Source organism: Oceanobacillus senegalensis (genome assembly GCF_900176885.1).
Classification (GTDB): domain Bacteria; phylum Bacillota; class Bacilli; order Bacillales; family Amphibacillaceae; genus Oceanobacillus; species Oceanobacillus senegalensis.
Window position 1 is genome coordinate 1283421 of the sequence record NZ_LT839648.1, and the last position, 20733, is coordinate 1304153.

Sequence of the window (20733 nt, forward strand, 5' to 3'; positions counted from 1 at the left end):
CGGGAGAGGAAGTCTGGTATGATGTCACATTCCTTCCAATACGAAGTCAAAAATGCAATAGGTCTGTATGATAAAAGGTAAGATTTCATGATAAGAGAAATCTTACCTTTTTTAGCCTCTATTTTATTACTTTCTTTACGATTGATTCTGTAATTTTACCACCAGGGTATCTGAAAGGTAAATCAAATTTGGTTGTTTGTTTTAAGATACTTTTTTCATGGGAAAACGTATCAAAGCTATATTTCCCATGATAGCTTCCCATACCACTGGAACCAACGCCCCCAAATGGGAGATGTGGGTTGGCTAAATGGGATAATGTATCATTGATAGTACCGCCCCCAAATGGTACATAACTTATTACTTGTTGCTGTACTTGACTATCTTCACCAAAATAATATAGGGCTAAAGGTTTGTCTTGTGTTTTTATTTTATTTAACGCTTCTTCTAAGTCTGCAAAATTTAAAACTGGTAAAATGGGCCCGAAGATTTCTTCCTTCATAATTGGATCATCCCAGGTAATCCTATCTAGTATCGTAGGTTCAATCATTAGTGTCTCCCTATTGGTTCTGCCGCCATGAAGAATCGTACCATTCGTTAAAAAACTGGATATACGATCAAAATGTTTTTCATTAATAATTCGAGTATAATCGTTATTTTTTAATGGATCTTTACTATAAAATGTTCGAATATATTTTTTGACTGCTTTTAAAAACTTAAATTTAACTTTTTCATGTACATAAACATAATCTGGTGCAACACAGGTTTGCCCTGCATTTGTAAACTTCCCCCAAACCATCCGTTTAGCAGCTAAGTTAATATTTGCATCTTGATCAACAATAGCCGGGCTCTTACCACCTAATTCTAATGTTACTGGTGTTAAGTGTTCACTAGCGGCTTTCATTACTATTTTCCCTACAGTGGAATTCCCTGTAAAAAATATTTTATCAAATGGCTGTTTTAATAGTTCGGTAGTTATTTCTTTGTTGCCTTGCACTACTGTAAAAAATGAAGGATCAAAGTAACTTTCAACCATCTCTTTTATTAGAGATGATGTTTCCTTAGCATGTTCAGATGGCTTTAAAACAACACAGTTACCAGCGGATATGGCACCAATTATAGGGGCGAGTGCCAGCTGAAGAGGGTAATTCCATGGTGAAATTACTAATGATACCCCGTAAGGCTCTCGTAGAATATAGCTTTTTGCTCCTTTATGTGTTATGGGCGTAGTTACTTTATCAGGCTCCATCCAGTACCGAAGATTTTTAAGCGCGTAATCAATTTCTGAATATAGAAAACCTAATTCTGTTGTAAATACCTCAGATTTTGATTTATTTAAATCCTTTTTTAATGCCCGATAAATTTGTGGTTCATGTGTTTTTAACATCTTTTTTAACGTTTCTAATTGTTTTTTTCTATAATCATAAGAAACTGTATTTCCGTTTAAAAAGTAAGTACGAGCATCAGATACTAGTTTTTCTGTCGTTTCCATAGCAGTTTTCTCCTCTATTGTTGTTGACTGATAATTATCTTTGTAAAATCATTAGCTAACACGGTGTTAGGGAATATTTCTTTAGCCTCACAAAGTAATTTTTCATGATTATTCTGCTGGTAACGTGATGAGATATGTGTTAGGACAAGATTTTTTACATTACCTTTTAAAGCTAAACTTGCAGCTTGTGTAGTAGTTGAATGAAAATACTCTTTGGCTAGATTTTCTTTTTCATTTTCAAATGTAGCTTCATGAACAAGGATATTAGAATCCTTAATAAAAGAAATATGTTCTTCTACATACCGTGTATCCCCAAGTATGCTAATGATTCTCCCTTTTTTATCAGGACCAATAAAGTTATCTCGGTGGATAGATTTCCCATCAATTTCTACGATAGGATTTTCTTTAATTTCCTTATAAATCGGTCCTGGTTGGATACCGATTTCTTTTAATTTATTGACTAATAATTCCCCAGGTTTATTCTTTTCTACAATTCGATATCCAAAGGAAGGGATTCCATGATCAAGTTTTTTAGCATATACTTCCACATAGTCATCCTCGAGAATTTTCCCTTCCGAAATTTCCACAAAGGAGATAGGATAGGTTAGATGGGATGAGCTTATCCGGAGAGTAGTTTCAATAAATTCCTTAATTCCACTAGGACCATAGACAGTTAGTTCATCGTCTCCCCCTTGAAATGAACGACTACTAAGAAAACCAGGTAGCCCAAAAATATGATCCCCATGTAAATGGGTGATAAAGATTTTATTTATCTTTCTAGGTTTAATCGATGTATGTAAAATTTGATGCTGAGTTGCTTCACCACAATCGAATAACCAAATACTATTTATTTCTTGTAGCAATGATAAGGCAATACTAGTTACGTTACGCTCCTTAGATGGAACACCTGCACCAGTACCAAGAAAAAGTAATTCCATAATTTAGATCCTCCAACATTAATTCCATCCACGTTCATATTGTTTTGGAGCTTGTATGGTCTCATTTAACTCCATAGCAGCATTTTTCGCCCAATATGGATTCCGAAGTAACTCTCTCCCGAGGAATATTAAATCGGCGCGGTTATTTTCTAATATTTCTTCTGCATGCTTTGGTGAAGTAATAAGACCAACAGCTCCGGTAGCAATCTTAGTATGATGCTTAATAGATTCACAACGTTGTACTTGGTACCCAGGAAAGGTATGTATACGTGCTGGAACTACACCACCAGAGCTACAATCAATTAAATCAACACCTAGTGCTTTTAATTGATCAGTAAAGTATAAAATGTCTTCTAATGTGTTCCCGTTTTCATTATATTCATTTGTGGAGAGTCTCACAAATAGCGGCCCATTCCATTCGATTTTAATTGCTTCAACAATTTCTTGTAAAATTCGGAAACGATTCTCTCTTTCTCCACCATAATCGTCTATCCGTTTATTGGCTAGAGGTGAGAGGAATTCACTAATAAGATAACCATGTGCCCCGTGAATCTCGATAATATCAAAATTCGCTTCCTTTGCCCTTCTTGCTCCCTGTCTAAAGGCATGAATGGTTTGCTCTATATCATTTATTGTCATTTCTTTAGGCGTTTTATGTTTTTCGTTAAATGAAATGGCTGACGGAGCATAAATATCTGTAGAAGGGTCTAAAACTGCTTTTCTTCCAGCATGTGCAAGCTGAATTCCTGTTTTACTTCCATATGAATGAATTTGTTCATTTAACTGTTTTAAACCTTCAATATGATCATCAGACCAAATTCCTAAATCATGGACGGAAATACGTCCTTCAGGCTGAACAGCTGTAGCTTCAGTCATAATCAATCCAACTTGACCAACTGCTCTTGAAGTATAGTGTGTCATATGAAAAGGAGTAATCATTCCATCCTCATTCATAGAAGAATACATACACATTGGTGACATAACAATTCTATTTTTTAGTCTGACGTTTCCAATTTCCATAGGTGAAAATAATTTTTTCATGGTAATCCTCCTTGTTCTTTTTTTAGGTGAATCGCTTTATCTGGAACATCTGTAAAAATGCCATCGCAATTTAATTTAAAACAACGATACATGGATGGGAACCTGTTTACCGTATAAACTCTTATGTCCATATTTTCTTGATGAGCCTTATCTACGAGATATCTATTTAATAATCGATACTTGATATGTATTGCATTTGCCCCTAGTATTTTTGCATCATTAACTAAATTTTTATTTCTTTTTGAGGTTAAGAAAGCCACTCCTATTGTTTTGCTCAGAAGTTTCATTCGTTTCACACTTTCTCGGTTAAAAGTAGAAAGTGTTGTTCTATCTAGTAATTGATAGTCTTTTACGAGGTCATATACGATAGTTTCAAGTCCATTATAATCTATTCTATTATTTTTTAGTTCAATGTTTAAATATAATGACTTATTTTTGGCCCATTGTAAAAATCGTTCGAGGGAAAGTATTTTTGTTTGTGCGTATTTCTTGGAAAACCAACTTCCGGCATCAAGTGTTTGTAATTCAGCGAATGTAAAGTTCTTAACATACCCAATTCCATTGGTTGTTCTCTTTATATTTTCGTCATGAATAAGTATTGGAATATTGTCCTTCGTTAATTGGACATCCGTTTCAATACCTTCTGCACCCATTTCATATGCTAATTCAAACGCCGGTAGTGTATTTTCAGGTGCATATTTACTAGCACCTCTATGGGCAAAAACAGTCGTTGGCAATAGTATCACCTCTATGGTTTAGGCTATTTTTATGTTGTTGTATTGACCCAACATATATAAAGTGAATCTTCCATCAGTGGGGGGTATTACAGCCCCTAGACTACTATAAAGGGTTTTATACGAGTATCGCTTTCCCTTGAGTAAAAAGCATAATTCATTCTTTTGGAAACCTTCACTTACATGATACACTATATATGAAGGTGGTGTAATTAAATGAAATTAATGATAACTCCTGAAGGAATAGAAAAACTCCAGGAATTAAATATAGATAATAAAACATACTTGTTACTATGGTATGACGTAGATGATTGTGGATGTGGGGTTAATGGAGTGCCAACAATTCGTTTCACCGATAAAAAATTGGAATCACATATAGACGTCGTCAATGAGTCATATCCTACGTTAATTCATGAACAGCAACAGGTTTTCTTTAATAAAGAATTAAAATTGGATGTTAGAAACGGTAATTTTAGACTAACTAGTCCAGAGGAAGTTCTAAATCCGTTTATCCCTGCTCAAAGTGTTTGTTCGGTTACTTGAAAAGAAAGGATGATACGATAATGTCGTATGATCCTTTTTTTCAACATAAAAAGAACGTATAAAATATTAGACGTTATTCCAATTCCATCCATTTTATATCTTATATCGACTGGCTACACATCCTTGCTATATTTTTTTGCACTTGCCACATTGATTATCGTTTTATCTATGATTCGTATATTTGATTGGTTTGGTTATGTTTTTGATACTTTGATATATATTTTCAGGTAGACTTTCTTGTGGATTAATGTTTACATTCTCTGTAACTTGATTCGTTGAGCTGGCTCCAAATACGGCACTTGTTACTGCAGGGTGATGTAACACATATTTTAATGCAAGTTCGTTCATGGAATGATGTTGTTCAGAGAGTGTTGAAATGCGTTTTGAAATTTCTTCCAGTTCATCTAATGAATAACCTAAATATCCATTTTGTCCTTTTTCCTGAATTAGTTTATACGATTGTTGACTTAACATCCCTTTTGCTAATGGTCCTCTAGCTAGAACACTAATATTATGGTCCTGTAGCAGATCTAAAATTTCTTCTTCCGGACGACGGTCTAGCATACTATATTGCATCATGACTCCATCAATACTCGACTTTTCAACATATTCGCGAATAACGTTGGGACGAATGGAGGAAATTCCATACGAGCGAATAATACCTTCTTTCTTTAACTGTTCAAATGCTTCTATCGTTTCTGGAATAGGGTCACTCAATGTGCCCCCATGCAACATGTAAAAATCAATGTAATCTGTCTTTAATCTTTGCAAGCTTTCTTTCACTTCATTTAAAATATATGCTTTGGATGGGTCCCAATACCAATCTTTTGTTCCTTTATTAAAATGATTTCCTACTTTGGTTGTAAGAATTAAATCGCTACGCTTATCCTGAATGATTTCACCAATTATTTCTTCATTTAATCCAAAATCATATAAATCTGCGGTATCTAAGTGGTTAATACCATAGTGTAATGCACAATCTATAATGTTTTTAGCCTGCTTTTTATTCGTACCAAGTGACATACACCCTAAGGTAAGATTAGAAATTTGTATATTTGACTTTCCTAACTGATTTATTTTCATGGTATCACTCCAATTATACATATTCATTACCTTCATCTTAATACATACACTAGTGTGAGAAAAATGAAATGATTCATATTTATTCACAATCATGCTTGACTGAATGAGTTTTTCGTTTATGGTAAAATTAAAGTGAAACTTCGTTGAGTGGAGTTTTCAATGTTCTATCGCCTACTAGGATTCTCTGGTGGTAAGAACGAAATATATCAAGTGATACATTTCAATAATTAACTAGCTTTTAAAGGAGAAATATAATGAAGAAATTTGAGGAGAAAACAATAAAATCGGAAAGAATCTATAATGGAAAGATTGTTCAGCTTCAAGTTGATGAAGTAAAGCTGCCAGATGGAAAAACGTCCAAACGTGAAATTATTAAACATCCTGGTGCGGTAGCAGTTATTGCTCTTACCCCTGAACGTAAAATTGTTTTTGTTGAACAATATCGGAAACCATTAGAAAAATCTATCATTGAAATTCCAGCAGGGAAACTTGATCCAGGTGAAAATCCATTAGCGGCAGCTTTACGTGAACTAGAAGAGGAAACGGGGTACACGGCAAATAGTTTATCATTTGTAACATCATTCTATTCTTCACCTGGTTTTGCAGATGAGCTCTTACATATTTATATCACGGATGACTTAAGAAAAGTAGAAAACCCGAAATCTGGTGATGAGGATGAATTTGTTGAAATTATCGAATTAACTTTAGATGAAGCGAAACAATATGTAGAAGAAGAACGCATACATGATGCAAAAACAGCTTATGCCGTTCTTTATTTACATGCACTAGAGGGAAGGTAATAATTTGAATTCTTATTTTGCAGATATGCATATTCATATTGGAAGGGATATGTACAACAAACCAGTTAAGATAACCGGGGCGAAAAGTCTCACATTAACCAATATATTGAAAGAATCAAGTAGAAATAAAGGAATTAATTTAATTGGAGTGATTGACTGTCATGCCCCAGCAGTACAACAAGAAATAAAAGAATTAATCTTAAGAAATAAGGCGCATGAGCTTGCAGATGGCGGTATACGTTTTGAAGAGGTCACCTTGTTATTAGGCTCTGAAATTGAAATCTATGATGAAAATTGTAAGGGACCAATTCACGTCCTTTGTTATTTCCCTAAAATAGAATATATTGAGTATTTTTCTGAATGGTTAACAACAAAAATGAAAAATATTACTTTAAGCTCGCAAAGATATTATGGTACTGCAAAGGAGCTACAATATAAAGTCAAAGAATTAGACGGTATTTTTATTCCTGCTCATGTTTTTACACCATTTAAAAGCTTATATGGAAAAGGTGTTTATAGATCACTTGAAGAGGTATTTGATCCTGATTTAATCGATGCTATCGAGTTAGGGTTAAGTTCTGATACGGAAATGGCTGATCAAATAGAGGAACTACATCATTATACTTTTGTAACAAATTCTGATGCCCATTCCTTAGCCAAAATTGGTCGTGAATACCAAGAAATTAAAATAGATCATCCATCCTTTGAGGAATTTTACTGGGCACTTCATTGTGTAAAAGGAAGAGAAATAAAAAGAAACTTTGGAATGAATCCAAGACTAGGTAAATACCATACTACAGTTTGTAATCATTGTTTAACCCCACTTAGTCCAAAGAGTGAAAAATGCCCGAAGTGTGGTTCAACTAAAATCATTAAAGGTGTGTCCGACCGAATACTGGAGTTATCAAATAGGAAAGAGTCAAAACGATTTAGGCCGCCATATATGTATCAAGTTCCTCTTGAATATCTCCCATCACTGGGGCCAAAAACATTTCAAAAATTATTAGACCGATTTCAGACGGAAATGAATGTTATTCACCACGTTTCATTAGAAGAGTTAATAGAGGTGATTCCTGAAAAACTGGCGAAATCTATAATTGCAATGAGAAAGGGAGAACTTGAAGTAGAAGCAGGTGGTGGCGGTAAATATGGCTCCGTCTCAACCAAATCAAAAAAGTAGCTAAGTAAAAACATCTACTTGTATCGTCTATTAAATTTATAATTTTTAACAAGAAAAAATATAGAATTAGGTATTTTCATACGGAATTCTTCATAGTTTTTAATATACGTATCATCTTTTGAAATGGAGGATTCCGATGTATAATCATAATAAAACATTGATAACGAATCATATAAAGGACCATGCAACCATCTATTTATTTATGATCATCTTATTTTTAACTGGTATTATCTTTGGGGCAGTAATTGTAAATAGTATGAATTTTGTCCAAAAGCAGGATTTGTTTTTTTACTTAGAGCGTTTTTTTAAGCAAATGGTTGATGGCCAATCGATAGATAATGTCTTGGTTTTGAAAGAAAGTTTCTTTTATCATACGAAATATTTGATTCTACTATTTTTACTAGGGCTGTCTGTCATTGGCTTGCCAATTGTATGGGTATTACTGTATGCTAAAGGATTGGTTGTAGGATTTTCAGTTGGATTTATGGTTAATCAACTAGGATGGAAAGGGTTATTATTAGCGTCCTTATCAATTGCTCCTCAAAATATCCTAATTATACCAATTTATATTATTGCCGGTACATTATCGATGATTTTCTCCCTAACCTTATTGAATAAATTATTTTCAAGACGACCTTCAGGGCCGATATTTCAACCCTTTGGTCAGTATATGCTAATCTTTTTAATGCTTTTGGTTGCAGCATTATTAGCATCAGGCATAGAAGCCTATGTTGCTAATAGTTCGATGGAGGCATTAATCAAATCCTTTTATCAATAGTAAAAATTACATTATAATTAGTATTAATACAATGTAATAATATTTTTGACAGTTTATTTATCGGTGCATATAATAAAGAGGATGGTACGAGGGGAGCGACTTGTTATGGAACATCGGATTGATCGAATAAAAAAACAACTACATTCACATAGCTATAAGTTAACACCACAAAGAGAAGCTACCGTCCGTGTTTTACTTGAACGTGAGGAAGATCATCTTAGCGCAGAAGATGTATATTTATTAGTAAAGGAGAAGGCACCTGAAATTGGCTTAGCCACCGTATACCGAACATTGGAATTGTTATCGGAGTTGAAAATCGTTGATAAGATAAACTTTGGTGATGGTGTTTCTCGCTATGATTTACGTAAAGAAGGGGCTAAGCATTTTCATCATCATCTAGTATGTATTGAATGTGGTTCCGTTGAAGAAATTGAGAATGATTTGTTAGAAGATGTAGAAAAAATTGTTCAAAAAGATTGGGGATTCCAAGTGAAAGACCATCGATTAACCTTTCATGGTGTATGTAAGGAATGTCAGAAAGCAACGGTAAAGGTGAATGATTAGATGGACTGGGGGATGCCTTTTTTCCATTAGAAAAAGGGCTATTTATTTTGGATTTAACTACTACAGAGAATATATTTTAAACGAATTTTAAAAAATCTACTACTCTATATGTATAATATCAATATTTTTTGGCATATCTTTAAAGTAGGAATTCACTATTTGAAAGAGGAGATATGCCCTATGAAACAGTTAATCTGGGATACATTGAAGGTATTTGTGATTTTTTCTATTTGTACATGCTTATTTTACTTTGGATTAAAGATGATGCATGCTGAATATGAAAATTATCACAGGTACGATCAACCTGAAGGGCCATCCGTGAAAGTATTTAATTCTGATGAAAGTATTGTGGATAGGATGAATCTATTTTTTCGATTAGGAGAATAACCATGCTAATTACCGATGAAATTGAAGATTACTTTCATTTTTTACAAATTGAAAAAGGATTATCTGAGAATACATTGAAATCATACCGACGAGATATTAAAGATTATGTTCGCTATATAAACAAGGAAATGGATAAAGCTTCGTGGAAAACAGTAACTCGGAATGATATAATGAGCTTCTTATATTCTTTAAAAGATAAGGGGAAATCCACTGCAACTATTTCGAGACATATTTCCACTATCCGTTCCTTTCACCAATTTTTAGTAAGAGAGCAGCTTGTTACAGAAGATCCCAGTTTACATATCGAAAAACCTAAAAGAGATAGAAAACTTCCTGATATATTGTCTTCGAATGAGATTGAAGCTCTATTATCGATTTCAACAAATAGTCCGCTAGATGTTCGAAATAAGGCAATGCTTGAACTAATGTACGCAACAGGCCTACGGGTTAGTGAGCTCATTACCCTTAAAGTAAGTGATTTACATTTGAATATGGGATTTGTTCAATGCTTTGGTAAGGGTTCAAAAGAACGAATTGTTCCAATTGGAGATGTTGCGATTAAAGCAGTGGAACGATATGTACAACAGGTGAGAAGAAAGCTTGTCAAACAAAATGATACAAAGATATTATTTGTTAACCAACATGGTAGGCCATTATCTAGGCAAGGCTTTTGGAAAATCTTAAAGAAAGTTACCAGTGATACTGGAATTAAAAAAACAGTAACTCCTCATACATTAAGACATTCTTTTGCTACACACTTGCTAGAGAATGGAGCCGATTTAAGAATTGTACAAGAAATGCTAGGGCATGAGGATATTTCTACAACACAAATATATACACATGTTACGAAAGCTAGATTAAAAGACATGTATAATGCATACCATCCAAGGGCATAGGATGTTCGTTAACCTCCTAAACATTAATACTAAGTCATACATATTCTTGTGTAATTTCGGGAATATAGTATTGTTAGGAGGTTTTGTTATGGCTAAATTTAACCGAATTTTTTTAATAGTAATGGATTCTGTTGGTATTGGTGAGGCACCAGATGCTAGTGAATTCAATGATTTAGGTGCGGATACACTCGGACATATTGCTGAACATATGAATGGACTTCATATGCCGAATATGGGAGAACTCGGATTAAGTAATATTCGTAAGATTAAAGGTATTGAAAAAGCAAAGATACCAAAAGCCCATTATACAAAAATGCAAGAGGCTTCTAATGGTAAAGACACAATGACTGGTCATTGGGAAATTATGGGGTTAAACATTAAACAACCTTTTCAAACTTTCCCAGATGGATTTCCTCCTGAATTAATTAACCGGTTAGAAGAAAAAACAGGAAGAAAGGTTATTGGGAATAAACCAGCATCAGGAACGGCAATAATTGAGGAACTTGGTAAGGAACATATAGAAACGGGGGCGTTAATTGTATATACGTCAGCCGATTCTGTTTTACAAATAGCTGCACATGAAGAAGTTATTCCAATTGAAGAACAATACCAAATTTGTGAATATGCACGGGAATTAACGTTAGATGAAAAATATATGGTAGGTCGTGTCATTGCAAGACCATTCATTGGTGAACCTGGAGCATTTGAACGGACGTCAAATCGACATGATTACGCACTTAAACCTTTTGGTAGGACGGTAATGAATGAATTAAAAGATAGTAATTATGATGTCATTGCTTTAGGGAAAATCTCAGATATTTATGATGGTGAAGGGGTAACCAAGGCAGTTCGCACGGTAGACAATGATGATGGAATGACTAAATTAGTAGAATCCTTAAAGAATGAATTTAGAGGCATCAGCTTTTTAAATTTGGTTGACTTTGATGCTAAATATGGGCATCGTCGGGATCCAGAAGGGTATGGAAAAGCACTAGAAGAATATGATAGGAGATTGCCTGAAGTATTAGGTTTACTTAAAGAGGATGATTTGTTAATGATAACTGCCGATCATGGAAATGATCCCGTTCATCACGGAACAGATCATACACGTGAATTCGTTCCACTACTCGTTCATCATCAAAATATGAAAGAGGGGAAAGAGCTTCCAATCAGAAAAACGTTTGCTGATGTTGGGGCAACCATTGCCGATAATTTTCAAGTGAAGATGCCTGATTACGGAACCAGCTTTCTTCACGATATTAATTAATATTTTTCAAAAAGCACAGAAGTTTTCTGTGCTTTTTTATTAGTTATACTAAGAAGGGTGTTATCTAAAATTTTCTTTCAATTTTATATTAAATGCAAAGGTAATTGCAAAAAAAGATAAATGTTTTATAGAGTATATTTCCTATTCAACATGGAAAAAATAAATGTATATTGATTGTTGGAGGTAAAATGATGAAAAAATTTATTGTATTGGTTAGCATCCTATTTTCATTTTTGTTGGTCACAACTCCAGTATTTGGGGAAGAAAAGAGGGACGGGGAGAGTGGTTCCGTCAATTTAGCTCCCGATGCAAAATCAGGAATTTTAATAGAAAGAGATACTGGATCTATCCTATATAATAAGAATGCCCATGAGAAGCTTCCACCTGCTAGTATGACAAAGCTTATGACTCTTTTGTTAATTATGGAAGCTATTGATCAGGGGGAACTCAAAAAGGATGAAATGATTCGTATTAGTGAACGAGCAGCATCCATGGGTGGTTCCCAAATATTTCTCGAAGCAGGAGAAGAAATGTCGGTAGATGATTTACTAAAGGGGATTGCTGTAGCTTCAGGTAATGATGCCAGTGTTGCTTTGGCAGAAAGGTTAGAAGGTAGTGAGGAAGCTTTTGTTAAAAAGATGAATGAAAAAGTGAAAGAACTTGGGTTGGAAAATACAAAGTTCGAAAATTCAACTGGCCTGCCTGTTGATGACCATTATAGTACAGCATATGATATGGCTATGATTGCGAAAGAGTTGTTAAAATATGAGGATATTACCAACTATACCTCTATTTATGAAGATTATTTAAGAAAAGGCCAGGAGAATGAATTTTGGTTAGTTAACACGAATAAATTAGTAAGATTTTATCCTGGTGTAGATGGATTAAAAACTGGTTTTACCAATGAAGCCAAATATTGCCTTACTGCAACTGCAGAAAAAAATGATATGCGAGTTGTAGCAGTTGTTATGGGAGCTGAGACAACCAAGGAAAGAAATGCAACAATCTCCAATATGTTAGACTATGCCTTTAATCAGTATGAAACCAATCAACTATTTGAAAAAGACGAAAAGGTTTCTACCTTAGAACTATTAAAAGCAGATAAACAATCAGTGGATGTAGTTGTATCTGAGTCCGTTAGTACATTACATAATAAAGGAGAGTCAACTGATAAGGTATCAACAGAAATTAGCATGAATTCGGATTTAGTATTGCCAATTAAAAAAGGAGATCAAGTAGGAGTATTAACGGTGAAAAATGGGGATGAAAAAGTATCCGAGGTTCCACTGACTGTCATGAGTGATGTTAAGGAAGCTTCTTATTTTACATTACTGAAGCGCACGCTGCGAGAAATGGCGAAATATTAATAACATCTTCTAGTTTCGGCGAAAAAGTACTTCTTTTGTCGCTTTGCAGGAATTGGCCCTAATGATAAAGAAAAGAATATAAAGAAGAATGTGAGGAGGAGATAGTTAATGGGGCTTCAATCAGAATTTGATGTAAAAGAAGATGTATTAATCGTTAGACTTTCTGGCGAATTGGATCACCATGAAGCAGAAAGCTTACGTGATAAATGGAAGGATATGATGTATACCAATCCAATAAAGCATGTCATTCTAAACCTAGAAAATATAGATTTTATGGATAGTTCTGGTTTAGGGGTTATTTTAGGAAGGTATAAAGAAGTATTACAGCTTGGTGGAGAGATGGTAGTATGTTCCATTTCTCCATCAATCAAACGTTTGTTTGAAATGTCGGGTTTATTTAAAATTGTTCGTTTAGAATCAAATGAAGCATTTGCGTTAGAAACTTTGGGGGTGGCTTCATGAAAAATGAAATGGTAGTTGAGTTTTCAAGTATAAGTGAGAATGAAGCTTTTGCTAGAGTGACAGTAGGTTCCTTTATTACTCAATTAGATCCGACAATGGACGAATTAACGGAAATTAAAACAGTAGTATCTGAAGCTGTAACAAATGCAATTATTCATGGTTATAATAATGAACCTGATCATAAGATTATGATTAAATGTGTAATCGATAACGGAGAAATCGAATTAACCATTAAAGATAATGGAATTGGGATTGGTGACATTGATCAAGCGCGACAACCACTATATACTTCCAAACCTGAACTTGAGCGATCCGGAATGGGCTTTACCATCATCGAGAATTTTATGGATTCTGTTAAGGTCACTTCTTCTCCTTCTGAAGGTACAACGTTATGTATGAAGAAGCAACTTGTAAATTCAAATACGGTTTATAATTAGGAATGTGCCAATGAATGTTAATGTAAAAAATAATAATAAGGGTGAAGAGACTTTAACAGATGAACAGGTGAAAGAATATATTTATCAGAGTCAACAAGGAAATAAGGATGCTCGTGATATTTTGGTGGAAAAAAATATTCGCCTTGTTTGGTCTGTAGTTCAGCGTTTTATCAATCGAGGATATGACCCAGATGACCTATTCCAAATAGGCAGTATTGGATTAATTAAGTCCATTGACAAGTTCGATTTATCTTATGATGTCAGGTTTTCCACATATGCTGTCCCAATGATTATTGGTGAAATACAACGTTTTATTAGAGATGATGGCAGTGTGAAGGTAAGTCGCTCATTAAAAGAAGTGGGCAATAAAATTCGAAAAAAGAAAGATGAACTAACGAAAGAATTAGGAAGGTCTCCAACCATTAATGAAATTGCGGAAGAACTTGAAATAACACCAGAGGAAGTTGTACATGCTCAAGAGGCAGCGAAATCACCGCATTCAATTCATGAAACAGTCTTTGAAAATGACGGAGATCCGATTACATTATTGGACCAGATAGCTGATCAAGATACTAAATGGTTTGATAAATTAACGTTGCAAGAAGCAATTAAAAATTTAAGTGAAAGAGAAAGGCTAATTATATATTTACGTTATTACAAGGACCAAACTCAGACAGAAGTTGCCGATAGATTAGGTATCTCACAGGTTCAAGTTTCTAGACTTGAGAAGAAAATATTAAAAGAGATGAAAGGTAATATGGATCTATAATGAAACCAATTCAAAAGACATCATCAACATGGTTGATGATGTCTTTTTTTTTATTATGGTTTTTCAGTAAAACTGATAAAAATTATCGTCTTGGTTCATACTAAGCTTACAGTAACATGATAAGGATGGGATGGCCTGTGACAAACCTCGTATACTTACGCATGAAAAAGAATGTAAATATCCAACAAATGCGTGAGCTTCTCTTGGAAGATATCGCCCATATATCGAGTTCGGATTCTAAGCTAAAACGTAAATTAGAGAAAACACCAATTTATCGTATCACCAACAAGGATAAAAACCTTGTAGTTATTGACAGTATGTTGATTATAGAGCATTTGAATAGGGTTTATCATTCAATTGAATTACAACTTATCGGTCCGAGCCAAACCATTGTAAGAGTAATTTCAAAAAAATCATCTACCCCCATCTTGATAGTTGCTTGTGTATGGTTACTTTTGTTTATAGGGACTGCGATGACAATAATGAATTTTCATTACGATGTAAGCATGCAGGAGGTACAACAAAAACTGCATCTTCTTTTGACAGGTAAGGAAAATGAATACCCATTATGGATTCAGGTACCATATTCCATTGGATTAGGACTTGGAACACTTGTTTTTTTTAACCACTGGTTTAATAAGCGATTTAATGAAGAGCCTAGCCCTTTAGAAGTAGAAATTTTTAACTATCAACAAGACCTCGATAATTATTTAAATCACCATGAAAACAAGTTTAATGATAGAAATCATTCTTCATAAACTCTTTCAAATAGTTATCGGATTTAGTGGAGGTCTTGCTGTGGGTGGTGGCTTTGTTGCATTTATTACTGTTTTGGGTATAATTCCAAGGTTAATTCAGTTAAGTAAGACTTATAAATTGGTCAAGGTATATACTGCTAGTATCATCATTGGATTATTGTTTGGCACATATCTCTCATTTGCAGATGTAAACTTGCATCAGCCTGTATTTTTATTGACAATATGGGGGTTATTCCATGGTATTTTTAATGGAATGCTCGCGGCTGCCTTAACAGAGGTACTTAATGTTTATCCTATTTTAACAAGAAGAATTCGATTAGAAAGAAGTCTTCTTATTTTACTAATGGCAATAACATTCGGGAAAATTTTTGGGTCCTTGTTTCAATGGACCATATTCGTTAAGCTGTAATGAAAATGGAGTGAAACATTTTGGCGAAAACAAATAATAAAGTACCTGTTTCAACAAATATAACGAAGAACCAAAAGTATATGGAGCAAAAAGTAGGACTTGATGTTTCTTTTGACGCGGGATTTCGAGAACTAGTTATACTTAAGAAAAAAGTACAATTATATTATGTTACAGGTCTATGTGATACTGCATTTATTCAGGAATTAATGGACAAATTAATTGAAATCAATGATTTCGAAAGTAATATGAGAAAACTACCAGAAATTATTGAGAACCGTTTAGTACATCAACAAGTCACCCCTGTAGAAACGATGGATGAAGTGGTTGACCAGATATTGTCTGGATTAGTTGCTGTTTTTGTAGACGGGGGAAAAAAAGCATATATTATTGATGTAAGAAGTTATCCCGGAAGAGCGCCACAGGAACCGGACACAGAAAAAGTTATCCGTGGTTCTAGAGACGGTTTTACTGAAAATATTATAGAGAATACCGCTTTAACAAGAAGACGTCTACGTGATGAGCGTCTACGTCTTGAAATGTTAAAGGTCGGTGAACGTTCTAAAACAGATGTATGTGTTAGTTATTTACAGGATGTTGCCGATGAGGGACTTGTTGAAGTGATCAAACAAAAAATTGAAGAAATTGAAGTTGATGGAGTAGCCATGGCGGATAAAACTGTTGACGAATTCTTTATCGAAAGAAAATGGAATCATTACCCGTTAGTGAGATATACAGAAAGACCAGATGTGGCTGCAAGTCATTTGTTAGAAGGTCATGTTATCATTATGGTTGATACTTCACCTAGTACCATCATATTACCGACCACGTTTTTTCACCACATGCAACATGCAGAGGAGTTTAGACAAGCACCATCAGTTGGAACATTTGTAAGGTTCATTCGGTTTTTGGGTGTATTTGTATCCATGTATTTATTACCACTTTGGTTGTTGTTTGTTCTAGATCCAACGATGCTGCCTAAAGATTTATCTTATATCGGTCCCAATGAGGAAGGCAACATTCCTATTATGGTTCAGATAGTTTTAGCAGAGTTAGGGATTGAATTTTTGCGAATGGCCGCAATTCATACACCAACCCCGTTGTCCACTTCGATGGGTTTAATTGCGGCTGTACTAATTGGTCAAATTGCCATTGATGTTGGTATGCTTAGTCCCGAAGTCATTTTATATGTTTCAATTAGTGCAATCGGCTCCTATGTAACACCAAGTTACGAGTTGAGTGTAGCGAATAAGTTAACGAATATCATCTTAATCATAGCGGTAGGTTTTTTCGGGCTAAAGGGTTTAGTAATTGGTTTTCTCATTCATATACTCTACTTAGTTCAGTTAAAGTCTCTCAAAACACCCTATCTATGGCCCTTTATCCCGTTTAACCCTAAAGCAATGCTTCATATACTATTTCGCATACCGATTCCATATGCAAATACTAGACCTAGCATTGTTCATCCGAAAAATAATTATAGACAACCTAAATCTAAATCGTAATCCGGACAGGCTATTTATTTTCGCAAGTTAGGGACAGTAATAGCCCCACTGATAGAAGATTCACTTTATTTTGATGTAATAATATTAGAGCTAACATTATGTTAGCTCTTTCGTTTTTATCTACTGTATGGTAAAGTATTTTTATTCATTTTATTAGAAAAATCGGGGGAATTTATATGATTATTGAAAATCATCCGTTTCCTGTCAATAAGAATGGGCATTTGGAAATAGGTGGGTTAGATACGATAAAGTTAGCGGAAAAATATGGAACACCACTATATGTATATGATGTGTCAATAATTAGAGAGAACGCTCGATCATTTGTCGAAACATTTGAAAAGTTGGGCGTATCTGCTAAGGTTGCATACGCAAGTAAGGCATTTTCTTCGATTGCTATGTTGCAAGTGGCAAAACAAGAAGGTTTATGTTTGGATGTTGTATCAGAAGGAGAATTATATACTGCATTACAAGCGGATTTTCCTACAAATAGAATTCACTTACACGGTAATAATAAGAGCCGAAATGAGATTGCGATGGCTTTTGAGTATAATATAGGATGTATTGTTGTAGACAATTTTCATGATATTGAGTTAATCGATAATGTAGCTCAGCAATATAATAAATCAATGGATGTGCTTATGCGTGTTACACCTGGCGTTGAATCACATACACACGAATATATAATGACTGGAAATGAAGATTCAAAGTTTGGTTTTGATCTGCAAAATGGACAAGCAGAGCAAGGATTTAAACAAATGCATGAGAGCGAATTTATTCAACTTAAAGGGCTTCATTGTCATATTGGATCACAGATTTTTGAGACGGAAGGGTTTAAAGTAGCTACTAGTATGCTCTTTAAGGAGCTTGCGAAATGGAAGGAGAACTATAATTATATTCCCAAAGTACTAAACCTTGGTGGCGGATTTGGAATTCGTTATACAAAAGAGGATAAGCCACTGCCACATCACGTATATGTTGAAAGTTTAATTGAAATAGTTAAACAGCAAGCAAACGTATTAGGCATACCTATGCCAGAGGTTTGGATTGAACCAGGAAGGTCTATCGTTGGGAATGCAGGAATCACATTATATACGGTAGGTGCAATGAAGGAAATTCCAGGTATTCGAAATTACGTCTCCGTTGATGGGGGAATGACAGATAATATTAGACCAGCATTGTATCATGCAAAGTATGAAGCTGTTATAGCTAATAAAGTAAATAAACCACTAAAGAATGAAGCATCTATAGCAGGAAAGGCTTGTGAGTCAGGGGATATGTTAATTTGGGATTTACCTGTTCCTGAGTTAGAACACGGAGATATCTTAGCCGTTTTTTCAACAGGGGCATACGGATATTCCATGGCAAGCCATTACAACCGTATTCCTAATCCTGCTGTCGTCTTTGTAGAGAATGGGATTGATAGAATAGTTGTCAAACGGGAAACTTACAAAGACGTAACACGAAACGATTTGTCATATGAGTGATTCATAAAGTAACAATACTATGAATTAAAACGATGAAATGATAAAATAAATATGATTTTAAAACGTTACAAAAGGAGAAATTAGTATGGCGAAAAAAGGATATATTTTAATGGAAAATGGAAATAAAATTGAATTTGATTTATTTCCAGAGGAAGCACCAGGAACAGTTGAGAACTTTGAAAAATTAGCAAATGAAAACTTTTATGATGGTTTAACCTTCCACCGTGTTATTCCGGGATTTGTTAGTCAAGGTGGCTGCCCAGTTGGAAATGGAACTGGAAATGCTGGATATACGATAAAATGTGAAACAGATAATAATCCTCATAAGCATCAAGAGGGATCATTATCAATGGCTCACGCAGGTAGAGATACTGGAAGTTGCCAATTTTTTATTGTTCATGAATCACAACCACATCTAGATGGTGTTCATACTGTATTTGGTCAAGTAACATCAGGGATTGAACATGCTAAGGCAATGAAAAATGGCGATGTAATGAAGGAAGTAAGGGTATATTCAGCATAATTTCCATCTTTACATAAGGAAATTAATTGGATGATTTATCTTTTACTATATTTAATTTTTATTGTTGCTCCTTTTAGTATATTTTTTCATGAAATAGGGCATGCAATAGGTGCAAGAACTAGGGGGGCAGATTTCATTCAATTGTCCATTGGCCAAGGAAAAAGATTAGTAACCCTTGGTGATCAGAATTTTCAGATCATTGTACATTTATTCTACTTCATGGGTGGGCTTACAATTAGTGAAAAAAGCCCATCCTATAAAACGAAAGATGTAATTATTCTTACATTGTTGGGACCTCTAGCAAATGGCATAATAGCTATTCTATTAATTCTGTTTTATAGAATGGGACCTTCGTTGTATATTGAACTAGCAATTTGGTTTAATTTATGGCTGATGATTGTTAATCTCCTACCTATTAAGTTGAAGGATAAATATACGGATGGTTATATTATCTTTAAACGAATATGTCGTCAATAAGTATAAATTAACTAGAACTGGTTATACTATTTTTCTAAACTGGTTGCTTTTATATATCGTTATTTGACAAACATGATAAATAATGTATAAATATATATATACTTCTATTAAGAAGTTAGAACTCGCTGTTTTATCCAGAAGAGTTATTCTAATAGTCTTATATTAAGAGGGGTCTTTATGTTAATTCGTTTTAAAAAGAATATGGAGAAGATTGCAATGGGATTACTGTCTTTTATGCCCGATGAAAAAAAAGACGTAAAAAAATTGCAGCAGACAATTAAGGAATACGAGACCAATCCTGATTGGCATCTTTTTTTGTGGAAAGAAGATGATGTACTAGGGGCAATTGGTGTCAGAATAGAAGACAATGTTGATGTTGTAATTCAGCATGTTTCCGTTAATCCGTCTCACCGAAATATGGGGATTGGCAAGAAAATGATAAATGAAATAAATCGACAATACCAGGATAAATATACTGTTAATGCAAGTGAGGAAGTACAGGAATTTTACCAAAAATGTAACTCGAAACATGATCAAAATGAAAACAGTAATAAAAAATAGCCAGCCCTAATTGAAGGGCTGGCTTTTAAATGGTAAAGCTTTGTTTATATGATCTTAGAACCAAGCAGCACCAACGATAATTAAAAGAATGAACAACACTACAATTAACGCAAATCCTCCGCTATATCCATGACTCATAAAGAATTCCTCCTTTTTCTTCTTTGAATAAATGTTTTATGGTAACATTTATCTTACGTTAATAACCTATGTAAGCATTCATCATGGTGTATAGGCGAATGTTACAATATAGATGATTTGCAAAAAAAGTGAAGCCTCAATCAACG

The 20733-nt window shown here is 34.3% G+C and carries 25 protein-coding genes; 19 read left to right on the forward strand and 6 right to left on the reverse strand.

Going from position 1 to position 20733, the window contains the following annotated elements; all coding sequences use genetic code 11:
* Positions 1-118: 118 nt before the first annotated feature.
* Genes CAO17_RS06115 through CAO17_RS06130 form a run of 4 tightly spaced genes read right to left on the reverse strand, consistent with a single transcriptional unit; the run spans position 119 to position 4214 of the window.
* Complete coding sequence (locus CAO17_RS06115) at positions 119-1489, reverse strand: aldehyde dehydrogenase (RefSeq protein ID WP_085991966.1); 1371 nt, start codon at positions 1487-1489, stop codon at positions 119-121.
* A 14-nt stretch (positions 1490-1503) separates the two neighbouring features.
* Positions 1504-2427 (reverse strand): ribonuclease Z, encoded by a 924-nt coding sequence (gene rnz, locus CAO17_RS06120; protein ID WP_085991967.1) that lies wholly within the window; start codon positions 2425-2427, stop codon positions 1504-1506.
* 18 nt (positions 2428-2445) lie between these two features.
* The gene (gene namA / locus CAO17_RS06125) at positions 2446-3468 is read right to left on the reverse strand and encodes an NADPH dehydrogenase NamA (protein ID WP_085991968.1); all 1023 of its coding nucleotides are present in this window, start codon (positions 3466-3468) and stop codon (positions 2446-2448) included.
* The gene (locus CAO17_RS06130) at positions 3465-4214 is read right to left on the reverse strand and encodes a glycerophosphodiester phosphodiesterase (protein WP_342744190.1); all 750 of its coding nucleotides are present in this window, start codon (positions 4212-4214) and stop codon (positions 3465-3467) included. The genes namA and CAO17_RS06130 overlap by 4 nt, the downstream gene beginning before the upstream one ends.
* Before the next feature lie 204 nt (positions 4215-4418).
* On the opposite strand from CAO17_RS06130, the gene CAO17_RS06135 reads away from it, so the two are divergent.
* The gene (locus tag CAO17_RS06135) at positions 4419-4745 is read left to right on the forward strand and encodes an iron-sulfur cluster biosynthesis family protein (RefSeq protein WP_085991970.1); all 327 of its coding nucleotides are present in this window, start codon (positions 4419-4421) and stop codon (positions 4743-4745) included.
* Between the two features lie 162 nt (positions 4746-4907).
* Here the strand turns inward: CAO17_RS06135 and CAO17_RS06140 are convergent, their stop codons facing one another.
* Positions 4908-5828: an aldo/keto reductase gene (locus CAO17_RS06140; protein ID WP_085994414.1), complete on the reverse strand. Its 921-nt coding sequence runs from the start codon at positions 5826-5828 to the stop codon at positions 4908-4910.
* A gap of 254 nt (positions 5829-6082) precedes the next feature.
* Here CAO17_RS06140 and CAO17_RS06145 point away from each other — a divergent pair, with 254 nt between their 5' ends.
* The 18 genes from CAO17_RS06145 to CAO17_RS06230 all read left to right on the forward strand — a co-directional run bounded on the left by CAO17_RS06145 (position 6083) and on the right by CAO17_RS06230 (position 20449).
* On the forward strand, positions 6083-6628 hold the full coding sequence (locus CAO17_RS06145) for an NUDIX hydrolase (protein WP_085991971.1): 546 nt from the start codon (positions 6083-6085) through the stop codon (positions 6626-6628).
* Between the two features lie 4 nt (positions 6629-6632).
* On the forward strand, positions 6633-7808 hold the full coding sequence (locus CAO17_RS06150) for an endonuclease Q family protein (protein WP_245831769.1): 1176 nt from the start codon (positions 6633-6635) through the stop codon (positions 7806-7808).
* A 136-nt stretch (positions 7809-7944) separates the two neighbouring features.
* A complete protein-coding gene (spoIIM, locus tag CAO17_RS06155) occupies positions 7945-8586 on the forward strand; it encodes a stage II sporulation protein M (RefSeq protein WP_085991972.1) in 642 nt (213 codons plus the stop codon).
* Positions 8587-8691: 105 nt separating this feature from the next.
* Positions 8692-9150 carry a ferric iron uptake transcriptional regulator gene (gene fur / locus CAO17_RS06160; protein WP_085991973.1) on the forward strand — a complete coding sequence of 153 codons (459 nt, stop codon included), beginning with the start codon at positions 8692-8694 and terminating at the stop codon, positions 9148-9150.
* A gap of 180 nt (positions 9151-9330) precedes the next feature.
* A complete protein-coding gene (locus tag CAO17_RS06165) occupies positions 9331-9537 on the forward strand; it encodes a YqzK family protein (protein ID WP_085991974.1) in 207 nt (68 codons plus the stop codon).
* Positions 9538-9539: 2 nt separating this feature from the next.
* A complete protein-coding gene (gene xerD / locus CAO17_RS06170) occupies positions 9540-10433 on the forward strand; it encodes a site-specific tyrosine recombinase XerD (protein ID WP_085991975.1) in 894 nt (297 codons plus the stop codon).
* A gap of 88 nt (positions 10434-10521) precedes the next feature.
* Positions 10522-11700 carry a phosphopentomutase gene (gene deoB, locus CAO17_RS06175; RefSeq protein ID WP_085991976.1) on the forward strand — a complete coding sequence of 393 codons (1179 nt, stop codon included), beginning with the start codon at positions 10522-10524 and terminating at the stop codon, positions 11698-11700.
* 191 nt (positions 11701-11891) lie between these two features.
* On the forward strand, positions 11892-13067 hold the full coding sequence (locus tag CAO17_RS06180) for a D-alanyl-D-alanine carboxypeptidase family protein (protein ID WP_085991977.1): 1176 nt from the start codon (positions 11892-11894) through the stop codon (positions 13065-13067).
* 108 nt (positions 13068-13175) lie between these two features.
* Positions 13176-13529 carry an anti-sigma F factor antagonist gene (gene spoIIAA, locus CAO17_RS06185; protein WP_085991978.1) on the forward strand — a complete coding sequence of 118 codons (354 nt, stop codon included), beginning with the start codon at positions 13176-13178 and terminating at the stop codon, positions 13527-13529.
* The gene (gene spoIIAB, locus CAO17_RS06190) at positions 13526-13966 is read left to right on the forward strand and encodes an anti-sigma F factor (protein WP_085991979.1); all 441 of its coding nucleotides are present in this window, start codon (positions 13526-13528) and stop codon (positions 13964-13966) included. The genes spoIIAA and spoIIAB overlap by 4 nt, the downstream gene beginning before the upstream one ends.
* Before the next feature lie 10 nt (positions 13967-13976).
* A complete protein-coding gene (gene sigF / locus CAO17_RS06195; RefSeq protein ID WP_085991980.1) occupies positions 13977-14735 on the forward strand; it encodes an RNA polymerase sporulation sigma factor SigF in 759 nt (252 codons plus the stop codon).
* 125 nt (positions 14736-14860) lie between these two features.
* Positions 14861-15493 carry a stage V sporulation protein AA gene (locus CAO17_RS06200; RefSeq protein ID WP_425435867.1) on the forward strand — a complete coding sequence of 211 codons (633 nt, stop codon included), beginning with the start codon at positions 14861-14863 and terminating at the stop codon, positions 15491-15493.
* Positions 15471-15902 carry a stage V sporulation protein AB gene (locus tag CAO17_RS06205; protein WP_085991982.1) on the forward strand — a complete coding sequence of 144 codons (432 nt, stop codon included), beginning with the start codon at positions 15471-15473 and terminating at the stop codon, positions 15900-15902. Before CAO17_RS06200 ends, CAO17_RS06205 begins: the two co-directional genes overlap by 23 nt.
* Positions 15903-15922: 20 nt before the next feature.
* Positions 15923-17404, forward strand: coding sequence for a spore germination protein (locus CAO17_RS06210; protein ID WP_281252919.1), 1482 nt, complete (start codon positions 15923-15925; stop codon positions 17402-17404).
* Between the two features lie 176 nt (positions 17405-17580).
* Positions 17581-18888: a diaminopimelate decarboxylase gene (gene lysA / locus CAO17_RS06215; RefSeq protein WP_085991983.1), complete on the forward strand. Its 1308-nt coding sequence runs from the start codon at positions 17581-17583 to the stop codon at positions 18886-18888.
* Between the two features lie 85 nt (positions 18889-18973).
* Complete coding sequence (locus tag CAO17_RS06220; protein ID WP_085991984.1) at positions 18974-19411, forward strand: peptidylprolyl isomerase; 438 nt, start codon at positions 18974-18976, stop codon at positions 19409-19411.
* A 30-nt stretch (positions 19412-19441) separates the two neighbouring features.
* Positions 19442-19888, forward strand: a complete 447-nt coding sequence (locus tag CAO17_RS06225) for a M50 family metallopeptidase (RefSeq protein ID WP_085991985.1) — start codon at positions 19442-19444, stop codon at positions 19886-19888.
* A 177-nt stretch (positions 19889-20065) separates the two neighbouring features.
* Positions 20066-20449 carry a GNAT family N-acetyltransferase gene (locus CAO17_RS06230; RefSeq protein WP_085991986.1) on the forward strand — a complete coding sequence of 128 codons (384 nt, stop codon included), beginning with the start codon at positions 20066-20068 and terminating at the stop codon, positions 20447-20449.
* A 54-nt stretch (positions 20450-20503) separates the two neighbouring features.
* On the opposite strand, the gene CAO17_RS06235 is transcribed toward CAO17_RS06230, so the two are convergent.
* The gene (locus CAO17_RS06235) at positions 20504-20587 is read right to left on the reverse strand and encodes a YjcZ family sporulation protein (RefSeq protein WP_060668722.1); all 84 of its coding nucleotides are present in this window, start codon (positions 20585-20587) and stop codon (positions 20504-20506) included.
* Between the last annotated feature and the right edge of the window lie 146 nt (positions 20588-20733).